The sequence below is a fragment of the Microbacterium sp. NPDC087589 genome, assembly GCF_044743635.1.
GTDB lineage: Bacteria > Actinomycetota > Actinomycetes > Actinomycetales > Microbacteriaceae > Microbacterium.
The window spans coordinates 61,210-78,250 of record NZ_JBIUWV010000005.1; the positions used below are offsets into that span (position 1 = coordinate 61,210).

General features: G+C 68.2%; 16 protein-coding genes. 11 read left to right on the top strand and 5 right to left on the bottom strand.

Features of this window, described 5'->3' with window-relative positions:
- Nucleotides 1-79: 79 nt before the first annotated feature.
- Nucleotides 80-1,012: a DMT family transporter gene (locus tag ACIOU8_RS11965; RefSeq protein ID WP_400789613.1), complete on the bottom strand. Its 933-nt coding sequence runs from the start codon at nucleotides 1,010-1,012 to the stop codon at nucleotides 80-82.
- A 344-nt stretch (nucleotides 1,013-1,356) separates the two neighbouring features.
- Between ACIOU8_RS11965 and ACIOU8_RS11970 the strand changes: the two genes are divergently transcribed.
- The 9 genes from ACIOU8_RS11970 to ACIOU8_RS12010 all read left to right on the top strand — a co-directional run bounded on the left by ACIOU8_RS11970 (nucleotide 1,357) and on the right by ACIOU8_RS12010 (nucleotide 10,859).
- Nucleotides 1,357-2,643, top strand: coding sequence for an adenylosuccinate synthase (locus tag ACIOU8_RS11970; protein ID WP_400789616.1), 1,287 nt, complete (start codon nucleotides 1,357-1,359; stop codon nucleotides 2,641-2,643).
- Between the two features lie 7 nt (nucleotides 2,644-2,650).
- A complete protein-coding gene (locus tag ACIOU8_RS11975) occupies nucleotides 2,651-3,772 on the top strand; it encodes a lactonase family protein (RefSeq protein WP_400789619.1) in 1,122 nt (373 codons plus the stop codon).
- Between the two features lie 57 nt (nucleotides 3,773-3,829).
- Nucleotides 3,830-5,200, top strand: a complete 1,371-nt coding sequence (locus ACIOU8_RS11980) for an MFS transporter (RefSeq protein WP_400789622.1) — start codon at nucleotides 3,830-3,832, stop codon at nucleotides 5,198-5,200.
- 383 nt (nucleotides 5,201-5,583) lie between these two features.
- A complete protein-coding gene (locus tag ACIOU8_RS11985) occupies nucleotides 5,584-7,017 on the top strand; it encodes a dihydrolipoyl dehydrogenase family protein (RefSeq protein WP_400789625.1) in 1,434 nt (477 codons plus the stop codon).
- Nucleotides 7,018-7,218: 201 nt separating this feature from the next.
- Nucleotides 7,219-7,521 (top strand): DUF427 domain-containing protein, encoded by a 303-nt coding sequence (locus ACIOU8_RS11990; protein ID WP_056310755.1) that lies wholly within the window; start codon nucleotides 7,219-7,221, stop codon nucleotides 7,519-7,521.
- Between the two features lie 65 nt (nucleotides 7,522-7,586).
- Nucleotides 7,587-8,474: an ABC transporter ATP-binding protein gene (locus ACIOU8_RS11995; RefSeq protein ID WP_400789628.1), complete on the top strand. Its 888-nt coding sequence runs from the start codon at nucleotides 7,587-7,589 to the stop codon at nucleotides 8,472-8,474.
- The gene (locus ACIOU8_RS12000; RefSeq protein ID WP_400789631.1) at nucleotides 8,471-9,151 is read left to right on the top strand and encodes an ABC transporter permease; all 681 of its coding nucleotides are present in this window, start codon (nucleotides 8,471-8,473) and stop codon (nucleotides 9,149-9,151) included. Before ACIOU8_RS11995 ends, ACIOU8_RS12000 begins: the two co-directional genes overlap by 4 nt.
- Entirely contained in the window at nucleotides 9,148-9,882 is a 735-nt protein-coding gene (locus ACIOU8_RS12005) for an ABC transporter permease (RefSeq protein WP_400789633.1), read from the top strand. The genes ACIOU8_RS12000 and ACIOU8_RS12005 overlap by 4 nt, the downstream gene beginning before the upstream one ends.
- 53 nt (nucleotides 9,883-9,935) lie before the next feature.
- Complete coding sequence (locus tag ACIOU8_RS12010) at nucleotides 9,936-10,859, top strand: ABC transporter substrate-binding protein (protein ID WP_400789635.1); 924 nt, start codon at nucleotides 9,936-9,938, stop codon at nucleotides 10,857-10,859.
- Nucleotides 10,860-11,350: 491 nt separating this feature from the next.
- Here the strand turns inward: ACIOU8_RS12010 and ACIOU8_RS12015 are convergent, their stop codons facing one another.
- The gene (locus tag ACIOU8_RS12015) at nucleotides 11,351-12,631 is read right to left on the bottom strand and encodes an AI-2E family transporter (RefSeq protein ID WP_400789638.1); all 1,281 of its coding nucleotides are present in this window, start codon (nucleotides 12,629-12,631) and stop codon (nucleotides 11,351-11,353) included.
- A gap of 94 nt (nucleotides 12,632-12,725) precedes the next feature.
- Between ACIOU8_RS12015 and ACIOU8_RS12020 the strand changes: the two genes are divergently transcribed.
- Both ACIOU8_RS12020 and ACIOU8_RS12025 read left to right on the top strand, forming a co-directional pair.
- Nucleotides 12,726-13,025 carry a chorismate mutase gene (locus tag ACIOU8_RS12020; RefSeq protein WP_042541193.1) on the top strand — a complete coding sequence of 100 codons (300 nt, stop codon included), beginning with the start codon at nucleotides 12,726-12,728 and terminating at the stop codon, nucleotides 13,023-13,025.
- 138 nt (nucleotides 13,026-13,163) lie between these two features.
- Complete coding sequence (locus tag ACIOU8_RS12025) at nucleotides 13,164-14,330, top strand: ROK family protein (RefSeq protein WP_400789642.1); 1,167 nt, start codon at nucleotides 13,164-13,166, stop codon at nucleotides 14,328-14,330.
- Between the two features lie 46 nt (nucleotides 14,331-14,376).
- On the opposite strand, the gene ACIOU8_RS12030 is transcribed toward ACIOU8_RS12025, so the two are convergent.
- The 3 genes from ACIOU8_RS12030 to ACIOU8_RS12040 form a co-directional block, all read right to left on the bottom strand.
- A complete protein-coding gene (locus ACIOU8_RS12030; protein WP_400789645.1) occupies nucleotides 14,377-14,781 on the bottom strand; it encodes a hypothetical protein in 405 nt (134 codons plus the stop codon).
- A gap of 324 nt (nucleotides 14,782-15,105) precedes the next feature.
- Nucleotides 15,106-16,026: a carbohydrate ABC transporter permease gene (locus ACIOU8_RS12035; RefSeq protein WP_400789647.1), complete on the bottom strand. Its 921-nt coding sequence runs from the start codon at nucleotides 16,024-16,026 to the stop codon at nucleotides 15,106-15,108.
- A 2-nt stretch (nucleotides 16,027-16,028) separates the two neighbouring features.
- Nucleotides 16,029-17,003 carry a carbohydrate ABC transporter permease gene (locus ACIOU8_RS12040; RefSeq protein WP_400789650.1) on the bottom strand — a complete coding sequence of 325 codons (975 nt, stop codon included), beginning with the start codon at nucleotides 17,001-17,003 and terminating at the stop codon, nucleotides 16,029-16,031.
- Nucleotides 17,004-17,041 lie beyond the last annotated feature (38 nt).

Sequence of the window (17,041 nt, forward strand, 5' to 3'; positions counted from 1 at the left end):
GGTCGGGATGCCGGTCGACGCTAGGCCGAAATACCGGTATGTCGACACTGGGCCCGCGGGGCGATGGGAGGAGCAGTGATCAGGCGCGACGGCCCCAGCGCATCCGTGTCACGAGCACTCCGAGCAGGCACAGTGCACCGCCGACGAACATGAGCGGGGTCGGCAACTCGCCGAGGATCGCCCACGACATGAGGATCGCGATCGCGGGCACGACGTAGGTGGTTGCCGACGTCTGGCCCGCGGTGCTGCGCTGCAGCACGTACGCCCAGGTGGTGAAGGCGACCGCCGTCGGGAAGATGCCGAGATAGATCACCCAGAGCGTCGAGTCGAGAGGGGCGGTCTGCAGCGCGCTGATCAGGCTGCCCACCCAGGGGAGCAGCGCGACGGTGCCGGCTGTTGCACCGAGAAATGTCAGGGTCGTCGCGTCGGTGCCCGCGCTGAGCAGGCGCTTCTGCAACAGCGTGCATCCCGCGTACATCACGGCGGCGAGCAGCGCGAGCAGCAGCCCGGTGATGTCGGCGCCCTCGCTCGTCGACGAATTCATGCCGATCAGCACCACGCCGAGGAAGGCGATCGGCGCTCCGATGATGAGCGGCTTGGGGAAGCCCTCACGCAGGAAGAGTCCGCTGAAGACCACGACCATGAGCGGTGCCAGATTCACGACCATCGCCGCCGTGCCCGCGTCGAGGGTGCGCTCGGCGGCGTTGAGGGCGAGGTTGTAGACGCAGAACCAGCCGATGCCCCACACCGCCACGAGCCACCAGTGCCGGCGGTCGGGAAGCCGGATGCCGTGGCGCACCGCGATGATCGCGAGCACCGCGGTGCCCACCGCCATGCGCAGCAGCGCGAGTGCGCCCGGATCGAAGTGCGGACCGGCGCCGCGGATGCCGATGAACGCCGACGCCCACAGCACCACCGTCACCAGGGCGGCGACGAGCACGAGCGGTCCCTGCGTGCGGGGCTTCGCGGGATTCAGGCTGTCGTCGCGGCGCACGCGACCGGTCTTCGGCATCCTCCGATCCTGGCACCGGCCACCGACATCGGCGATGCGCCCGAGCGACAGCATCCGATGCTTTTCCGCCAGCTCTTCGTCGACGCCGCTCAGGCCCGCGCATCCGACGCCGCTCAGGCGCGTGCATCTGCAGGACGCAGGCACGGATGCAGGACGAAATCAGTGCTCTCCTCCTGCATTCGTGCATCGGTCCTGCAGACGTGCGCATCGCGCCCGCCGCCCCCGCCGCCCGCCGCCCCCACAGGCCGAAACGGCCGCGAAACAGCCCTTCGGTAGGATGGAGTCGCCCGACAAGGGCCAGCTCATCAGCCGGTGCAAACCCGGCGAAAGCAAGGGGGATACCCATGCCAGGAATCGTTATCGTCGGCGTCCAGTGGGGCGATGAGGGCAAGGGCAAGGCCACCGACCTGCTCGGCGAGCGCACCGACTGGGTCGTCAAGTTCAACGGCGGCAACAACGCGGGCCACACCGTCGTGGTCGGCAACGAGAAGTACGCGCTGCACCTGCTGCCCTCCGGCATCCTGTCGCCCGGGGTCACCCCGGTGATCGGCAACGGCGTCGTGATCGACCTCGAGGTGCTGTTCAGCGAGCTCGAGGCGCTCGGCGGACGCGGCATCGACGTCTCGCGTCTCAAGGTCAGCGCCAACGCGCACCTGATCACCCAGTACCACCGCACGCTCGACAAGGTCACCGAGCGCTTCCTCGGCAAGCGCATGATCGGCACGACCGGCCGCGGCATCGGCCCGGCGTACGCCGACAAGATCAACCGCGTCGGCATCCGCGTGCAGGATCTCTTCGACGAGAACATCCTGCGACAGAAGGTCGAGGGCGCCCTCGACCAGAAGAACCACCTGCTGGTGAAGATCTTCAACCGCCGCGCGATCACCGCAGACGAGATCGTCGAAGACCTGCTGTCGTATGCCGAGCGCCTGCGTCCGATGGTCGCCGACACCGGGTACCTGCTCGACGAGGCCCTGCGCCGCGGCGAGGTCGTGGTGTTCGAGGGCGGCCAGGCCACCATGCTCGATGTCGACCACGGCACATATCCGTTCGTCACGTCGTCGTCGGCCACGGCCGGTGGCGCGTCGACCGGATCGGGCATCGGGCCGGGCACGCTCGACCGCATCGTCGGCATCGTCAAGGCCTATACGACCCGCGTCGGCTCAGGCCCGTTCCCGACCGAGCTGTTCGACGAGCAGGGCGATTGGCTGCGCTCGCGCGGCTTCGAGTTCGGCACCACCACCGGCCGGCCGCGCCGCGTCGGCTGGTACGACGCCCCGATCACGCGCTACGCGACCCGGGTCAACGGCATCACCGACCTCGTGCTCACCAAACTCGACATCCTGACCGGACTCGAGCAGATCCCGGTGTGCGTGGCCTACGACGTCGACGGCCGGCGCTTCGACGAGGTGCCTGTCAACCAGACCGACTTCCACCACGCGACCCCCGTGCTCGAGTACTTCCCCGGCTGGAGCGAGGACATCTCGACCGCGCGCACCTTCGACGACCTGCCGCAGAACGCGCAGGACTACGTGATCGCTCTCGAAGGCATGAGCAACACGCGCATCTCGGTCATCGGTGTCGGCCCCGAGCGCGACCAGGTCATCGTGCGTCACGACCTGCTCGACTGAGCGCCCCGTGACACGCTTCTGGCTCGGGGGGTACGGCCCCGCGATGGACGGCTCCGCCGACGGCATCGGCCTGCTCGCGGGTGACGAGAGCGCGCCGACCGCGCTCGAGTACCGCGGTGCGGTCACGCAGACCTCCTCGCCCTCGTGGCTGGCGCAGCATCCGTCGCTCGATGTCGTCTATGCGGCGCTCGAGGCGGATGCCGGGGTGCAGGCGTTCGCCCGCAGCGGCGAGTCGGCTCTGCGGCCGCTCGGCGAGCCGGTCGCCGCGGGCGATGGTGTGTGCCACGTGGCGGTGTCGTCGACCGGATCGTTCCTCATCGCGAGCTGCTATGGCGACGGGCGCGTCGTGCGCATCGGCATCGACGCGCAGGGACAGTTGGTGCCGGATGCTGTGAACAAGGCCGCCGAGCTGCGGGCAGCGCTCCTCGGCGAACCGCTCGAGGAGACGGCGCCGGCCGGTGTGGCCGCCGCGGCATCCGATCCATACTCGGGAGAGCTCACCGCCACCGGCGATGCGCGCTCCTCTCATGCGCACTCCGCGGCCTTCCTGGCCGACGGGCGCATCGCGACGACCGATCTCGGATTCGATCTGGTGCGCATCTGGCGTGCTTCGACAGGCTCAGCAGCCCACGGTCTGACGCTCGATCATGAGGTCGTGCTGCCCGTCGGCACCGGCCCGCGTCACATGGTCGTGCACCCCAGCGGACATCTGCACGTGGTGACCGAGTACTCGTGCGAGGTGTTCACGCTCGCCGCCGGGCGCGACGGCACCTGGGCTGTCGTGTCGTCGGTGCTCACGAGCCCCATCGCCGAGATCGGCGTGGACTTCCCCGCTGAGCTCGCCCGCACCCGTGACTCGCAGTTCCTCTACACGGCGCTGCGAGGCAGCAACACGATCGCGGCGCTGCGGGTGCGCGGCGGAGGCGAGGCGCTCGAGTCGATCGCGCTCGCCGATTCGGGGGTCGACTGGCCGCGTCATCACCTCGTGCACGAGGGCAAGCTGCTCGTCGCGGGGCAGCGCTCCGACACCGTCGCGCTGATCGATCTCGACGAGCGCACGGGGGCACCGCTCGACATCCGGCACATCGCGCAGGCTCCGGCGCCGACGCACATCCTGCCGGTGCGCTGAGGCAGTCGACGGGCGCAGCTTGACCTCAAGCATTGTTGAGGTTCTACGGTCGAGCCTATGACCATCGACACCGATGCGGTTCCGACCGCGAAGCCCGCCACCGGCATCCTGAGCCGCGACTACGTCTGGATCACCATCGGCGCATGTGCGCTCGTGTTCCTCGGGGCTTTCGAGTCCCTGGCCGTCACGACGGTGATGCCGGCGGTGAGCGCCGACCTCGACGGCGAGCGACTCTACGCCCTCGCGTTCGCGGGCCCCTTGGCCACCGGGGTCATCGGCATGGCCGTGGCGGGCAACTGGGCGGATCGCCGCGGTCCGGTGGCTCCGCTCTACGCCGCGGTGGGTCTGTTCGTGATCGGGCTGATCGTCGCAGGGCTCGCGCCCACCATGGAGGTGCTCGTGGCCGGGCGCTTCGCGCAGGGTCTCGGCAACGGCGGGCTGATGGTGGCGCTCTACGTGGTCGTCGCCCGCGTGTACCCGCGCGACGTGCATCCTGCGATCTTCGCGGGGTTCGCCGCGGCCTGGGTCGTGCCCTCGCTCGTCGGCCCGACCGTGGCCGGGGCGGTCACCGAGCTGTGGAGCTGGCACTGGGTGTTCCTCGGCGTCGTCTTCCTCGTCGTTCCCGCGCTGCTCATGGTCGTCCCGGCGCTCCGAGGACTCTCGGGCGAGGGTGACGTCACCACGCCCTGGGCCTTCGGGCGGCTCGGCTGGTCGGTGCTCGCCGCGGTCGCCGTTCTCGCCCTGAATCTCGTCGGCGATCTGCCCGGAGCAGGGCCCCTGCTCGCGGCCACCGCCGTGGTCGTCGCACTCGTCGCCGTTCGGGCGCTGCTGCCGAAGGGCACGCTGCGGGCGCGACGGGGCCTGCCGTCAGTGCTGCTCGTGCGCGGGCTCGCCGCGGCAGGATTCTTCGGCGCTCAGGTCTACATCCCGTACCTGCTGACCGAGCGCTACGAGGTGTCGCCGACCATCGCCGGGCTCTCGCTCACCGGCGGCGCACTCGCCTGGTCTGCTGCCGCCACCGTGCAGGGGCGCATGGGTGCCAGGCTCTCGAGCGTGCTGGCCGTGCGCATCGGAACGGTGCTGGTCGTCGCGGGGGTCGTTCTCGCGCTCGTCGCCACCGTGCTCGCCGCACCCGTGGTCGTCATCATCGTCGCGTGGATCGTCGCCGGGGCGGGTATGGGCTTGATGAGTCCGAGGACGAGCGCTCTGACCCTCGAGATGTCGGCGCCCGAGAACCAGGGCTTCAACAGCTCGGCCATGACCGTGGCCGACTCCTTCGGCAGTGCGCTGGCGCTCGCGATCACGGGGGTGCTGTTCACCGGGCTGGCGGCTGCGGGAGACCCGTTCATCGCGGTGTTCGCCTTCGCCGGGATCATCGCGCTCGCCGCGGCGGTGCTCGCGGTTCGCGTCGCGCCCCGGGTGGGTTGAGTCCCGGGCGGTGGGGTGAGCGGTCGTTCACAATTCAGCATGGATGCGGGCGGTGCGGCCGAAATCGTGTCAAGGCGGGCGTATGCCGCGCGTTCGTGCTGAGTTGTGAACAGCGGTGGTGCGAAGGCTCAGGAAGAACGGCACTCTGCCGGGTAGGCGCCGCACGGGTCTCGGGGCGACCGTGGGTCCGTCTGCGGGACGGAAGCACGGGTGCAGGACGAGAACGCGGGCCTGGTCCTGCAGACGTGCCACGGTCCTGCAGACGGGCCTGCGCGAGGAGGCGAGCTCGGCCACCGACGCGCCCGGCGATGCGCGCAAGGAACAATCACCCCGTGACTCGACGTTGGTCTTGAGCAAGACTGGGCGACGGAGAGGTGCACCTCATGACTGCTGAGAAGACCGACGAATACGACCTGATCGTCCTGGGCGGCGGGCCGGTGGGCGAGAACGTCGCCGACCGCGCCGTGCAGAACGGGTTGACCGCGATCATCGTGGAGAGCGAGCTGGTCGGCGGTGAGTGCTCGTACTGGGCCTGCATGCCGTCCAAAGCGCTGCTGCGTCCGGCCCAGGCGCTGCGTGCGGCGCAGAAGGTCAAGGGCTCGGCCGAGGCCGTGACCGGAAAGCTCGATGTGCGTGCGGTGTTCGACCGTCGCGACTCGTTCACGAGCAACTGGTCTGACGACGGGCAGGTGAAGTGGCTCGACTCGGCCGGCATCGACCTCGCCCGCGGCCACGGGCGCCTCACGGGCGAGCGCGAGGTGACGGTGACGGACGCCGATGGCGGCACCCGCGTGCTCCACGCTCGCCACGCTGTTGCGATCAGCACGGGGTCGGATGCTGTGATCCCGCCGATCGACGGGCTGCGCGAGTCCTCTCCTTGGACCAGCCGGGAGGCGACCAGCGCCGAAGAGCTTCCGGAGTCTCTCGCCGTGATCGGCGGCGGCGTGGTCGCGGTCGAGATGGCGACGGCCTATGCGGCACTCGGCTCGACGGTGACGATCATCGCCCGCAGCGGTCTGCTGGGTTCGATGGAGCCGTTCGCGGGTGAGCGGGTCGCGGCAGGGCTGAAGGAGCTCGGCGTCGACGTGCGCACCGACACCGGCACCACGAGCGTCACGCGCGGCGACGACGGCGTCTCGATCGTGCTCGACGACGGGTCGACGGTCACCGCGGCCGAGGTGCTCGTGGCGACCGGGCGCTCGCCGCGCAGCGGCGATATCGGCCTCGACGTCGTGGGCCTCGAGTCGGGCCGCTGGATCACCGTCGACGACACGCTGCGCGTGCCCGGGTCGGACTGGCTCTACGCGGTCGGCGATGTCAACGGCCGGGTTCTGCTCACCCACCAGGGCAAGTACCAGGCGCGGGCCGCCGGTGACGTGATCGCCGCGCGCGCCAAGGGTGACGATGTCGACGACGCCCCCTGGGGCAGGCATGTCGCGACGGCAGACAGCGCCGCGGCCCCGCAGGTGACGTTCTCGTTCCCCGAGGTCGCGTCGGTCGGACTCACCGAGGCAGACGCCCGCACGGCGGGTATCGACCTCGCCGTGATCGATTACGACCTCGGCTCGATCGCCGGGGCGAGCCTCTACGAAGACGGCTTCGAGGGTCAGGCGCGTCTCGTCATCGATAAGGCACGCGATGTCATCGTCGGCGCGACGTTCGTTGGCCCTGAGGTGGCAGAGCTCGTGCAGACGGCGACCGTGGCGATCGTCGGCGAGGTGCCGATCGCCCGCCTGTGGCACGCGGTTCCGGCCTACCCCACCATCAGCGAGATCTGGCTGCGGCTGCTCGAGGCCTACGGGCGGGACTCCGCATGAGCGCGTCGGGCGGATGCGGAGAGCGGATGCCGCACGGCGCCATCCGTTCCGGCATCCGCTCCGAACAGCTGCTGAGAGACCTGGCGCGATCGGCGCGCCCGGAGCAGGATTGTTTCTCACATTGACGGCCGCGGGCACAACCCCCGACTGAATGTCGCACACCTCTTATACGCTCGAAACCACATCCGAGGAGGCAGGACCATGAAGGCTGTACTCGCAGGAACCGTCATCGCCGAGGCTGACGAGAGCGATCTCGCCCGCATCGAGGGCAACTGGTACTTCCCGCCGGCGTCGATCACCGAGGGCGCGCTCGTCGAGAGCCCGACCCAGTACACGTGCCCCTGGAAGGGCGCCGCTCAGTACTTCTCGGTGCAGGCCGGAGGCGAGCTGCACACGGATTACGCCTGGTCGTATCCGACCCCCTTCCCGAGCGCGTTCGATCGCGTGGGCAAGGACTTCTCGGGGTTCGTCGCCTTCGATCCTCGGGTCGAAGTCTCCGCATGACCTCTGTATGCCGCAGCCGCGGCGCTGATGCCCGCCTCGTCGATCGACCGACCGGAGAGTAAATCGTGATCGAGTTCCGCAACGTCACCAAGCAGTTCCCCGATGGCACCACCGCCGTGAAGGACTTCAGCCTGGTGCTGCCGTCACGCAAGACGACGGTGTTCGTCGGATCCTCGGGATGCGGCAAGACCACTCTGCTGCGCATGATCAATCGCATGGTCGAGCCGACGTCCGGCGAGGTCGAGATCGACGGTGAGAGCGTGCTCGGCGGCGACCCCGTCGCGCTGCGTCGCCGCATCGGATACGTCATGCAGAACTCCGGTCTGATGCCCCACTTCACGGTGATCGACAACGTCGCCACCGTGCTGCGACTCACCGGTGTCAAGAAGGGGCCGGCGCACGAGCGCGCGCGCGAGCTGCTGAAGACCGTCGGCCTCGACCAGTCGCTGGCCGAGCGGTATCCGAGCCAGCTCTCGGGTGGTCAGCAGCAGCGCGTCGGCGTGGCCCGCGGGCTGGCGGCCGACCCGAACATCCTTCTGATGGACGAGCCGTTCGGCGCGGTCGACCCGATCGTGCGCGCCGACCTGCAGCAGGAGACGCTGCGGCTGCAGCACGAGCTCGACAAGACCGTGGTGTTCGTCACGCACGACATCGATGAGGCTTTCCTGCTCGGAGACCAGGTCGTGATCCTCGATAAGGGCGCGCGCATCGTTCAGGTGGGCAGCCCCAGCGAGATCATCGAGAGCCCGGCAGACGACTTCGTCGCCTCCTTCATCGGCGCCGATCGAGGGCGTCGAGCGCTGCACCTCAAGGAGACACCGCACGGCACCGTGGTGGTCGACTCCGAGGGGCGCACGCAGGGTGCGATCGTGGCCGAGGTCGAGAAGGCCGACGGTCCGCTCGCAGGGCCGGATGCCGCGGCCCTCGGCGCTGTACAGAGTGAGCGTGCGTGAACTGGGTCACCGACAACCTCGGGTTGATCTTCGAGTTGACTCTGGTGCATCTGCGTCAGAGCATCATCCCGATCGTGCTCGGATTCGTGCTGTCGCTTCCGCTCGGCTGGGTCGCGTGGCGCTTCCGCCTGGTGCGTGGACCAATCATCGTGCTGACCGGGCTCCTCTACACGATCCCGTCGCTCGCGCTGCTGATCCTGCTGCCTGCCGCGCTCGGCTACTCGGCCATCAGCGAGTCGAACCTCGTGATCGCGCTGACGATCTACGCCGTCGCGATCCTGGTGCGTGCCGTCTCAGACGGCCTCGATTCGGTCGACGACGATGTGCGTCAAGCGGCCACCGCGACCGGGTTCGCCGCGTTCCGTCGCTTCTGGGCGGTGGAGTTCCCGCTCGCGGGTCCCGTGATCCTCGCCGGGCTCAGGGTCACGGCGGTCAGCACCATCTCGCTCGCCACGGTCGGCATCCTGATCGGGGTCACGAACCTCGGCTATCTCTTCACGAACGGCCTCGAGCGCCGCATCATCGCTGAGGTGTTCGCCGGAGTCATCGCCGTCGTGGTGATCGCGCTCATCATCGATCTGATCCTGCTGCTCCTCGGCCGCGCTCTCATGCCGTGGACCAGGGCTGCCGCAAGGCCCGCAGCGGCTCGCGCTCTCGCTGTGGGGGCTCCCGCATGAACCTCTTCCTCGAAGCCATCGCGTGGATGGTCGCGCCCGAGCAGTGGCAGGGGCGTTACGCTCTGCCGGTCCTTCTGGGGCAGCACCTCGCTCTGACCGTGATCTCGGTCGTGATCGCGGCTCTCATCGCCCTGCCGATCGGCTGGGTGATCGGCCACACGGGTCGCGGACGCGAGATCGCTGTCGCCGTCTCGGGAGCCGCGCGTGCGATTCCGGCCTTCGGCCTCATGGTCCTGCTCGTGCTGCTGCTCGGAGTGCTCCGCATTCCCGAGGCCGCGATCATCACGTTCGTCCTGCTCGCCATTCCCTCGCTTCTCGCCGGGGCGTACACGGGCCTCGAGGCGATCGACCGGCGCGTCATCGACGCCGCGAAGTCGATGGGGATGACCGGCTGGCAGGTGTTCTGGAAGGTCGAGGTACGGCTCGGTCTGCCTCTGCTCGTCGGCGGCATCCGCGCTGCGCTGCTGCAGGTCATCGCGACCGTCACGATCGCGGCCTACGTCAATCTCGGCGGCCTCGGGTGGCCGATCATCCAGGGAATCCCCCTGCGCCGGTTCGATCAGGTGCTCGCCGGCGCGATCATCGTTGCGGTGCTGGCCCTGATCGTCGACCTGATCTTCGCGTCATTGCAGCATGCCGCCGTGCCTGCGGGCCTGCGCACCGGCCGCCCCGCCAGACGTCGGTCTCGGGCGTCGGCTCGGCCCGCCGCGGTCGAACCGGCCACAGCCTGAGTCTTTCATCCCCCGTGATGTCCCCCACAGCAGTCCCAGAGAAGAGGAAGTCCATGTTCACAGCACGAGGCAAGCGTTCTGTCTTCGCCGTCGGTCTTGTCGCCGCGGCAGCACTCGCCCTGACCGCCTGCTCGTCGAGCAACCCGCTCGACGAGCCGTCCGACTCCGGCGAGAGCTCGGGCAGCGGCGACACGATCGTCGTCGGCTCGCAGGCGTATTACTCGAACGAGATCATCGCCGAGATCTACGCCCAGGCACTCGAGGGTGCGGGCTTCGATGTCGAGAAGAAGCTCAACATCGGCCAGCGCGATGCGTACATGCCTGACGTCGAATCCGGCGACATCAATGTCTTCCCCGAGTACACGGGCAGCCTGCTCGAGTACATCTCGGACGACGAGATCGACGTCACCAGCCCCGACGACGTCTACGCCGCACTGCAGGACGCCCTGCCCGAGAGCCTCACGGCCCTCGACTTCGCCGAGGCGACCGATCAGGACTCCTACACGGTGCTGAAGAGTTTCGCAGAGGAGAACGATCTGACGACGATCGGCGACCTCAGCAAGGTCACCTCGGAGGTCACGATCGGTGCGGCCCCCGAGTTCGAGCAGCGCCCGTACAGCCCGGCAGCGGCCAAAGAGGTCTACGGCGTCGACCTGACGTTCTCGGCCACCGGCCCGACCACGCTCGAGTCGCTGCTCGCCGGCCAGATCCAGGTCGCCGACATCTACACGGCCGACCCGGCCTTCGAGACCGAGGAGATCGTCGCTCTGGAGGACCCCGAGAACCTGATCATCTCGTCGAACGTCGTGCCGATCGTCTCCAGCGACATCGCCGATGACGTCTCCGACGTGCTCAACGCCATCAGCGCGAAGCTCACGGCCGAGGAGCTCGTCTCCCTCAACGTCCTGAGCACGGTCGACCAGCAGTCGTCCGCTGACATCGCGAAGAAGTGGCTCGAAGACAACGACCTCGTCTGACTCTGAGTCGCCTTCATGCACGAAGTGCCCGGTCCCTCAGGGGGCCGGGCACTTCTGTGTTCGCTGAGCTGCCGCGGGCCGGGTTCCGGATGGCGGTCGCTCTGTGCGAGACCGGCATCCCTGGGCGAGACCGGCATCCCTGGGCGAGACCGGCATCCCTGGGCGAGACCGGCGTGCCTGGGCGAGACCCACGTGCAGGGCGTGGGTGTCGCGCGGGAAGAGGGGTTTCGCGGGGCGGGAGTGCCGCCGGGGTGGGGTGGTTTCGTGAGACCGCCCTCCCTGGGCGAGACCCACGTGCAGGGCGTGGGTGTCGCGCGGGATGAGGGGTTTCGCGGGGAGGGAGGGCCGGTGGGGTGGGGTGGTTTCGTGAGACCGGCATCCCTGGGCGAGACCCACGTGCAGGGCGTGGGTCTCGTGCGGGAAGAGGGGTTTCGCGGGCGGAAAGGGGCGGGAAGGGCGGGAAGGGGCGGGAGGGACCGCCGGGTAGGCGGCTAGACCCGGGCGTCCTGCCTCGGTACCAGGACCTGTTTGATGATGATGAGGATGGATGCCGCGACCGGCACCGCCACGAGCGCCCCGAGGAGCCCGAGCAGCGTGCCGCCCGCGAGCGCCCCGATCACGACGAGCGCTCCGGGCACTGCGACGGCGCGGTTCATCACGCGCGGTGTGATCACGTACGCCTCGATCTGCATGTAGACCACGTAGATCAGGGCGAACACGAGGGCCGCGAGGGGGTCGCTGAAGAGCGCGAGGCCACTGCCGATGATCCAGAAGATCACCGATCCGACCAGCGGGATCAGAGTGATGCAGAATGCGACGGTCGCCATCAGCGGGGGGAAGGGCAGGCCGAGGAAGAGGTACAGCAGGAACGTGAGCACGGCATTGCAGAACGCGAGCACGACCATGCCCATCACGTAGGCGCCGACCGAGTCGGTGATCTGCTCGGTGATGTCGCCGGCGCGAGCGCGATCGCGAGCGGGGACCAAGCGCAGCATCCCGGCCTTGATCGAGGGCAGTGTCGCGACGAAGTACAGCGTGAGCACCAGCACCACGATGATGCCCGAGATGGCGTTGGCGATCGAGGCGCCGACCTGCAGTGCCCCTCCTCCGATCGTGGCGATGTTGCCCGGGTCGGTGAGGAACTTCTGCACGTCGGCGACCAGCGACTCGAACTGGTCGCCGAACTGGGTCTCGAGGGTCGCATAGATGTCACTGCGGGTGAACTCGCGGATCATCCCCGGGACGGACTGGATGAAGCTCGCGACCTGTTCGATCACCACGGGCAGCACCGTCCACACGACCAGACCCGCCACGACGACGAGTCCGAGGATCGCGACGACCACCGAGATCGCCCGCGAGAGTCCTCGTCGTTCGAGGAATCGCACGGTGGGGTCGAGCCCGAGCGCGGCGAAGAGAGCCAGTGCGATGTAGATGAGCACGGTCGACAGGTTCGCGACGGCCAGGCCGAGCACGATGGCGGCGAGGCCTCCGAGCGTCACCAGGAAGCCGAACACGAAGGGGCGGTCGATGCGCGTCCAGAACGACCGGCTCGGCGTCATCGGCTCGACGACGCCGGTGCGCGGGTCGGGTGACGTCGGCGGTTCGTGCGGAGCGCTCGTCGCGACGGCGGCAGCCTCCGATGCGGAGGAGCTCGCGGACGCGACGGCGTCAGCGGATGCGTCGGCCGCCGGCGCCCCGTTCGCGGACGCCGGGGGCGGGTCGGATGCGGCAGCGGACGCGCTCGACGACGGTTCCTGCTCTTCTCGGCTCATGTGCTCACGATAGCGTCCGATCGACGCCCGACCCGGGAGCATCCGCACGGTCACGAGCGGTGATCCAGCCCCGTGTTTCCGTAGAGTAGGGGGCATGACCGCCGCCGAAGATCCCCGGGCTGAACTCCTCCGACTGCGCTCGAGCATCGACAACATCGATGCCGCACTCATCTTCATGCTCGCCGAGCGCTTCCGTGCCACGCAGCAGGTCGGACAGCTCAAAGCCGAGCACGAGATGCCGGCATCCGATCCGGGGCGCGAGGAGCAGCAGGTCGCGCGCCTGAAAGCGCTGGCCGAGGACGCGCACCTCGACCCCGAGTTCGCCGAGAAGTGGTTCAACTTCGTGGTGGCTGAAGTCATCCGCCATCACACCGAAGCCGCCGAGGGGCGATGATCCGGCCTTCCGGGCGAGTGACAGTGTGTGCAGCACTCACCCGCCCGGGGACCGAACTAAGTTTATTGAATAAACTATGATCGAGGGTACGCAGAACCACCAGGTCTGTCAACTGATTCCGACACCGGGGCCGGCAGGATGCTGAACGGCGACGACGCACTCGACACGCAGGCCTCAGTTCGCCGCGCGAACCTGCGTCGCGCGCTGCAGCTCGTGTTCCGCCACCCCGGCTCGGAGACGAGGGCGGGGATCGCTCGCGCCACCGGTCTCACGGCGGCGACCGCCTCATCTCTGGTGGCCGAGCTCATCGATCTGCAGCTGATCGTCGACGGCGAGCAGGCTGCGAGCACAGGCGGCAAGCGGGCGACGACTCTGAGCATCGCTGCCGAGCATCATGTCATCCTCGTCCTCGTGATCCGACCGACTGATGCGCGCATCGCGCTGGTCGCGCTCGACGGCACCGAGGTCGAGACGCGCAGGGTCGCATTCTCTGACGAGTCGCGGGATCAGCTGCTCGATGACGCCGTGGCCGACATCGCGGCCGAATACTCCGGTCGACTGCTCATCGCCGGAGTACAGCTGCCGGGCACGACCGACGGACGCCGAGTGTTCGAGAGCGTGCAGCTCGGCTGGACGGATGTTCCGCTCGCCGATCGCTTCGAAGCGGTGCTCGGGACTCCCGTGCTGCTCGTCAACGACGTGGATGCCGAGGCGATCGCCGAGGCTGCGAGAGAAGACGAGTCCTCGGGCTACCGGCTGTTCATCCACATCGGCACCGGCATCGGCGCGGCCGTGACTCTCGACGGCGAGCTCGCTCCGGGTCCGCGTGACCGCGCGGGCGAGATCGGTCACGTCCAGGTGGAGTTCGGCGATGATGCGCGGACGTGCCGCTGCGGACGGCAGGGTTGCCTGGAGTCAGCCTCGTCTATGACGGCCATGCTCGGCGACGACTTCGATGACGCCATGGACGACGAGACGATCGCCGCGCTCGCCGCGTCTGCCGACGACGAGCACCTGGCGGAAGGCGCACGGTCTCTCGCCCGCACCATCAAGCTCATCGCCGCGGTGCTGGATGCGGCCGAGGTCGTGATCGGCGGGCCCGCACGGGCGTTGGGCGAGCGGTTCCTGCAACTCGTGCAGGCGGAGATCGACTACACCGCGACCGGCACCGCGAACGTGCCGGTGCGATACGCCGACTCGGACGCATCGATCTCGACGGGTGTCGCACAGGTGGCGCTCTCGAGCGCGTTGGGGGTGCGCTGGAGTCCGGCGCAGCTGCGCGCAGCATCCGCTCTTCGCGGCTGAGGTTCAGCGCTCACTCCTGAGGCCGCTGCGGACGCGAGGGCTCCGCTCAGCGCGGTGAAGCGATCCCGACCAGTGCGGCCACCAGCCCGGCCATCACCAGGATCGCGATTGCGAGGTAGTGGACGATCTTGCCGGTGACGAGCATCGGGAGGTCCGGTCCGTCGTACGACGCCGGGTTGAAGAGCGAGCCGCGCGCGCGGAAGCTCCAGCGCATGCCGAATCCGATGCGTCGCAGCGCGTGCGATGGTGCAGCGAACGTTTGTCCGCGCTGCTCGCGAGGCGCCTTCCATGCCGCTTGCGCCGCGTACCAGGCGATGACGAAGAACGGCATCGCGAGGGACACCGCCCAGGCGATGAGGGCGACGCCGATCAGGGTGCCCATCCCGGGGTCGAGAGATCGGATGAAGAACAGCCCGAGCGCCGCGAGTCCGACCGCTGCCGGAACGAGCACGACGCCCCATCCCCACCCCGGGTGTGCATCGCCTGACGGTCGTCGATCAACTCGTCCCGCATCCTGCCATGTCATATATTGCCCCCCCCTGCGTCACCACACTAGACGGCGCTCATCCGCTCCGAGCACCTGACGAGCGGACCAGCGCCACCGCCGTTCACAATTCAGCATGAGCGGTGTCGATACGCCGGTTTGCAACCGAGGTCGCGCGGATCCATCGATCTCGTGCTGAATTGTGAACGCGGGCTGGACGTGCTCCATGCGGAGGAGGCCCAGCCCGCGCGCCGAGATCTCGTCTCGCGTCCGGGTGGTCGCGAGCAGGTTCTACTTGACGCTACCGGCGGTGAGGCCGCCGACGAGGCGCTTCTCGATGAGCATGAAGAGGATGACGACCGGCAGGATCGCGACGATCGAGACGCCGAACACGTACTGCCAGCTGGTCTCGTACTGACCGACGAACTTGGTGAGCGCGACCGACAGCGGCTGGTTCTTGTCGGTGGAGAGGATCACGAGCGATGCGGCGAACTCGTTCCAGCAGGCGACGAACGTGAAGACGATCGCGGTCACGATGCCGGGCCAGACCAGCGGCAGGTTGATCTTGAAGAGCACGGTGAAGCGTCCGGCGCCGTCGATCTGAGCGGCCTCGTCGATCTCCTTCGGGATGCCCGCGAAGAAGGAGTGCATGATCCACACCGCGAACGACAGGTTGAACGCGGCGTTGATGAAGATCATCGCGGCCCACGTGTCGCTGAGTCCGAGCACCGTGAACTGGCGGAACAGACCCGAGGTCAGCACGGCCGGCTGCAGCATCTGCGTCACGATCACCAGGAACAGGAACACCATGCGCCCGGGGAACTTGAAGCGGGCGGTGTAGTGCGCGGCCGGCAGCGAGACGAGCAGCACGAGCAGCGTCGCGAACACGGCGATGATGATGGTCGAGATCAGGTTGTAGGGCAGCGGGGTCTCGGGCGTCGACCACATCGAGATGTAGTTCTCCCAGTGCCACTCGATCGGCAGGTAGGTCGGGTCGACCGAGCGGATCTGCGACTTCGTCTTCACGGAGCCGAAGAACATGATCAGGTACGGCAGCACGAAGATCGCGAGCACCAGGATGCCGGCGGCCATGCGCAGGATCACGCGGGGCAGCGTGACCTGGTCTTCGGTGTACCGGCGCTTGCGCCCGGGGATGCGGGGGGCGGCGTCGTCGCCTGCGGTGGTGACGAGGGCGGTCTCGGTCAGAGTCATGATCAGACCTCCTTCATGGGCTTGACGGCCTTGACGTAGATCGCGACGATCACGATCACGATGAGGAAGGCGACGACCGAGAGCGCGCTCGCGACGTCGACCTTCTTCTGCAGCTCGATGTACTTGAAGATCATCGTCATGATCGTGTCGGCGCCGTAGCCAGGGATCGACCCCGTCATCACCTTGAGGATCGGCAGCGAGTTGAACACGTTGATGATGTTGATGAGCACCGCGACCGCGAGGGCGCTGCGCAGCTGCGGCAGCACGATGGTCCAATAGGTGCGCGTCGCTCCGGCGCCGTCCATCTTCGCGGCCTCGAGGGTGTCGGCCGGAACAGTCTGGAGCCCGGCGAGGATCGTGTAGGTCGTGAACGGCAGCGACACGAAGATCGCGATCACGATCGACCACGCGAACGCGGTGGCGGGGTTCTTGGTCCAGCCGTAGCCGACCGCGTCATCGGACAGCCCGATGTCGTAGAGGAACTTGTTGAAGACCCCGAAGTACGGCTCGAGGCTGTAGTAGAAGACCATCGTCGTCATCACGACGGATGCCGCCCACGGCACGATGACGGCCATGCGCACGATCTGCCGGCCGGGGAAGGCCTTGTTGAGGATCTGGGCGAGGCCGAGTGAGATCAGCACCGTGAAGGTCACGACCGCGACGACCCAGATGATCGTGCGGAAGATGATCGGCCAGAACTCGGCGAACGTGAACACCGTCACGAAGTTGTCGAAGCCGACCGAACCCTTGTCGAGGCCCGAGAGCGAGATGTCGCGGGTGGAGTTGAAGAACATCACTCCGGCGGGGAACAGCACCACGCCGATGATGAGCAGCAGTGCCGGAGCGATCCAGGGCAGCGCCTGGAGGAGGTCCTTCCCGCCGGGCTTGCCGCGGGCGGCACCTGCTCGGCGCCCCGGGGTGCGGGGGCGGCCGGTGGCCGCCCCCGCGAGGTTCGAGGATTCTGTCGTCTGGCTCATGGGAATTCCCGAACCTCTCCGTCGCGTGGTGTGGGCAG

What these genes read in the sequence shown, in the direction of transcription:
- ACIOU8_RS12015 (WP_400789638.1), bottom strand. Translation starts at nt 12,631, where the DNA reads ATGAGCCGAGAAGAGCAGGAACCGTCGTCGAGCGCGTCCGCTGCCGCA.
- ACIOU8_RS11970 (WP_400789616.1), top strand. Translation starts at nt 1,357, where the DNA reads ATGCCAGGAATCGTTATCGTCGGCGTCCAGTGGGGCGATGAGGGCAAG.
- ACIOU8_RS12025 (WP_400789642.1), top strand. Translation starts at nt 13,164, where the DNA reads ATGCTGAACGGCGACGACGCACTCGACACGCAGGCCTCAGTTCGCCGC.
- ACIOU8_RS12040 (WP_400789650.1), bottom strand. Translation starts at nt 17,003, where the DNA reads ATGAGCCAGACGACAGAATCCTCGAACCTCGCGGGGGCGGCCACCGGC.
- ACIOU8_RS11985 (WP_400789625.1), top strand. Translation starts at nt 5,584, where the DNA reads ATGACTGCTGAGAAGACCGACGAATACGACCTGATCGTCCTGGGCGGC.
- ACIOU8_RS12020 (WP_042541193.1), top strand. Translation starts at nt 12,726, where the DNA reads ATGACCGCCGCCGAAGATCCCCGGGCTGAACTCCTCCGACTGCGCTCG.
- ACIOU8_RS11980 (WP_400789622.1), top strand. Translation starts at nt 3,830, where the DNA reads ATGACCATCGACACCGATGCGGTTCCGACCGCGAAGCCCGCCACCGGC.
- ACIOU8_RS12035 (WP_400789647.1), bottom strand. Translation starts at nt 16,026, where the DNA reads ATGACTCTGACCGAGACCGCCCTCGTCACCACCGCAGGCGACGACGCC.
- ACIOU8_RS12010 (WP_400789635.1), top strand. Translation starts at nt 9,936, where the DNA reads ATGTTCACAGCACGAGGCAAGCGTTCTGTCTTCGCCGTCGGTCTTGTC.
- ACIOU8_RS11965 (WP_400789613.1), bottom strand. Translation starts at nt 1,012, where the DNA reads ATGCCGAAGACCGGTCGCGTGCGCCGCGACGACAGCCTGAATCCCGCG.
- ACIOU8_RS12005 (WP_400789633.1), top strand. Translation starts at nt 9,148, where the DNA reads ATGAACCTCTTCCTCGAAGCCATCGCGTGGATGGTCGCGCCCGAGCAG.
- ACIOU8_RS11990 (WP_056310755.1), top strand. Translation starts at nt 7,219, where the DNA reads ATGAAGGCTGTACTCGCAGGAACCGTCATCGCCGAGGCTGACGAGAGC.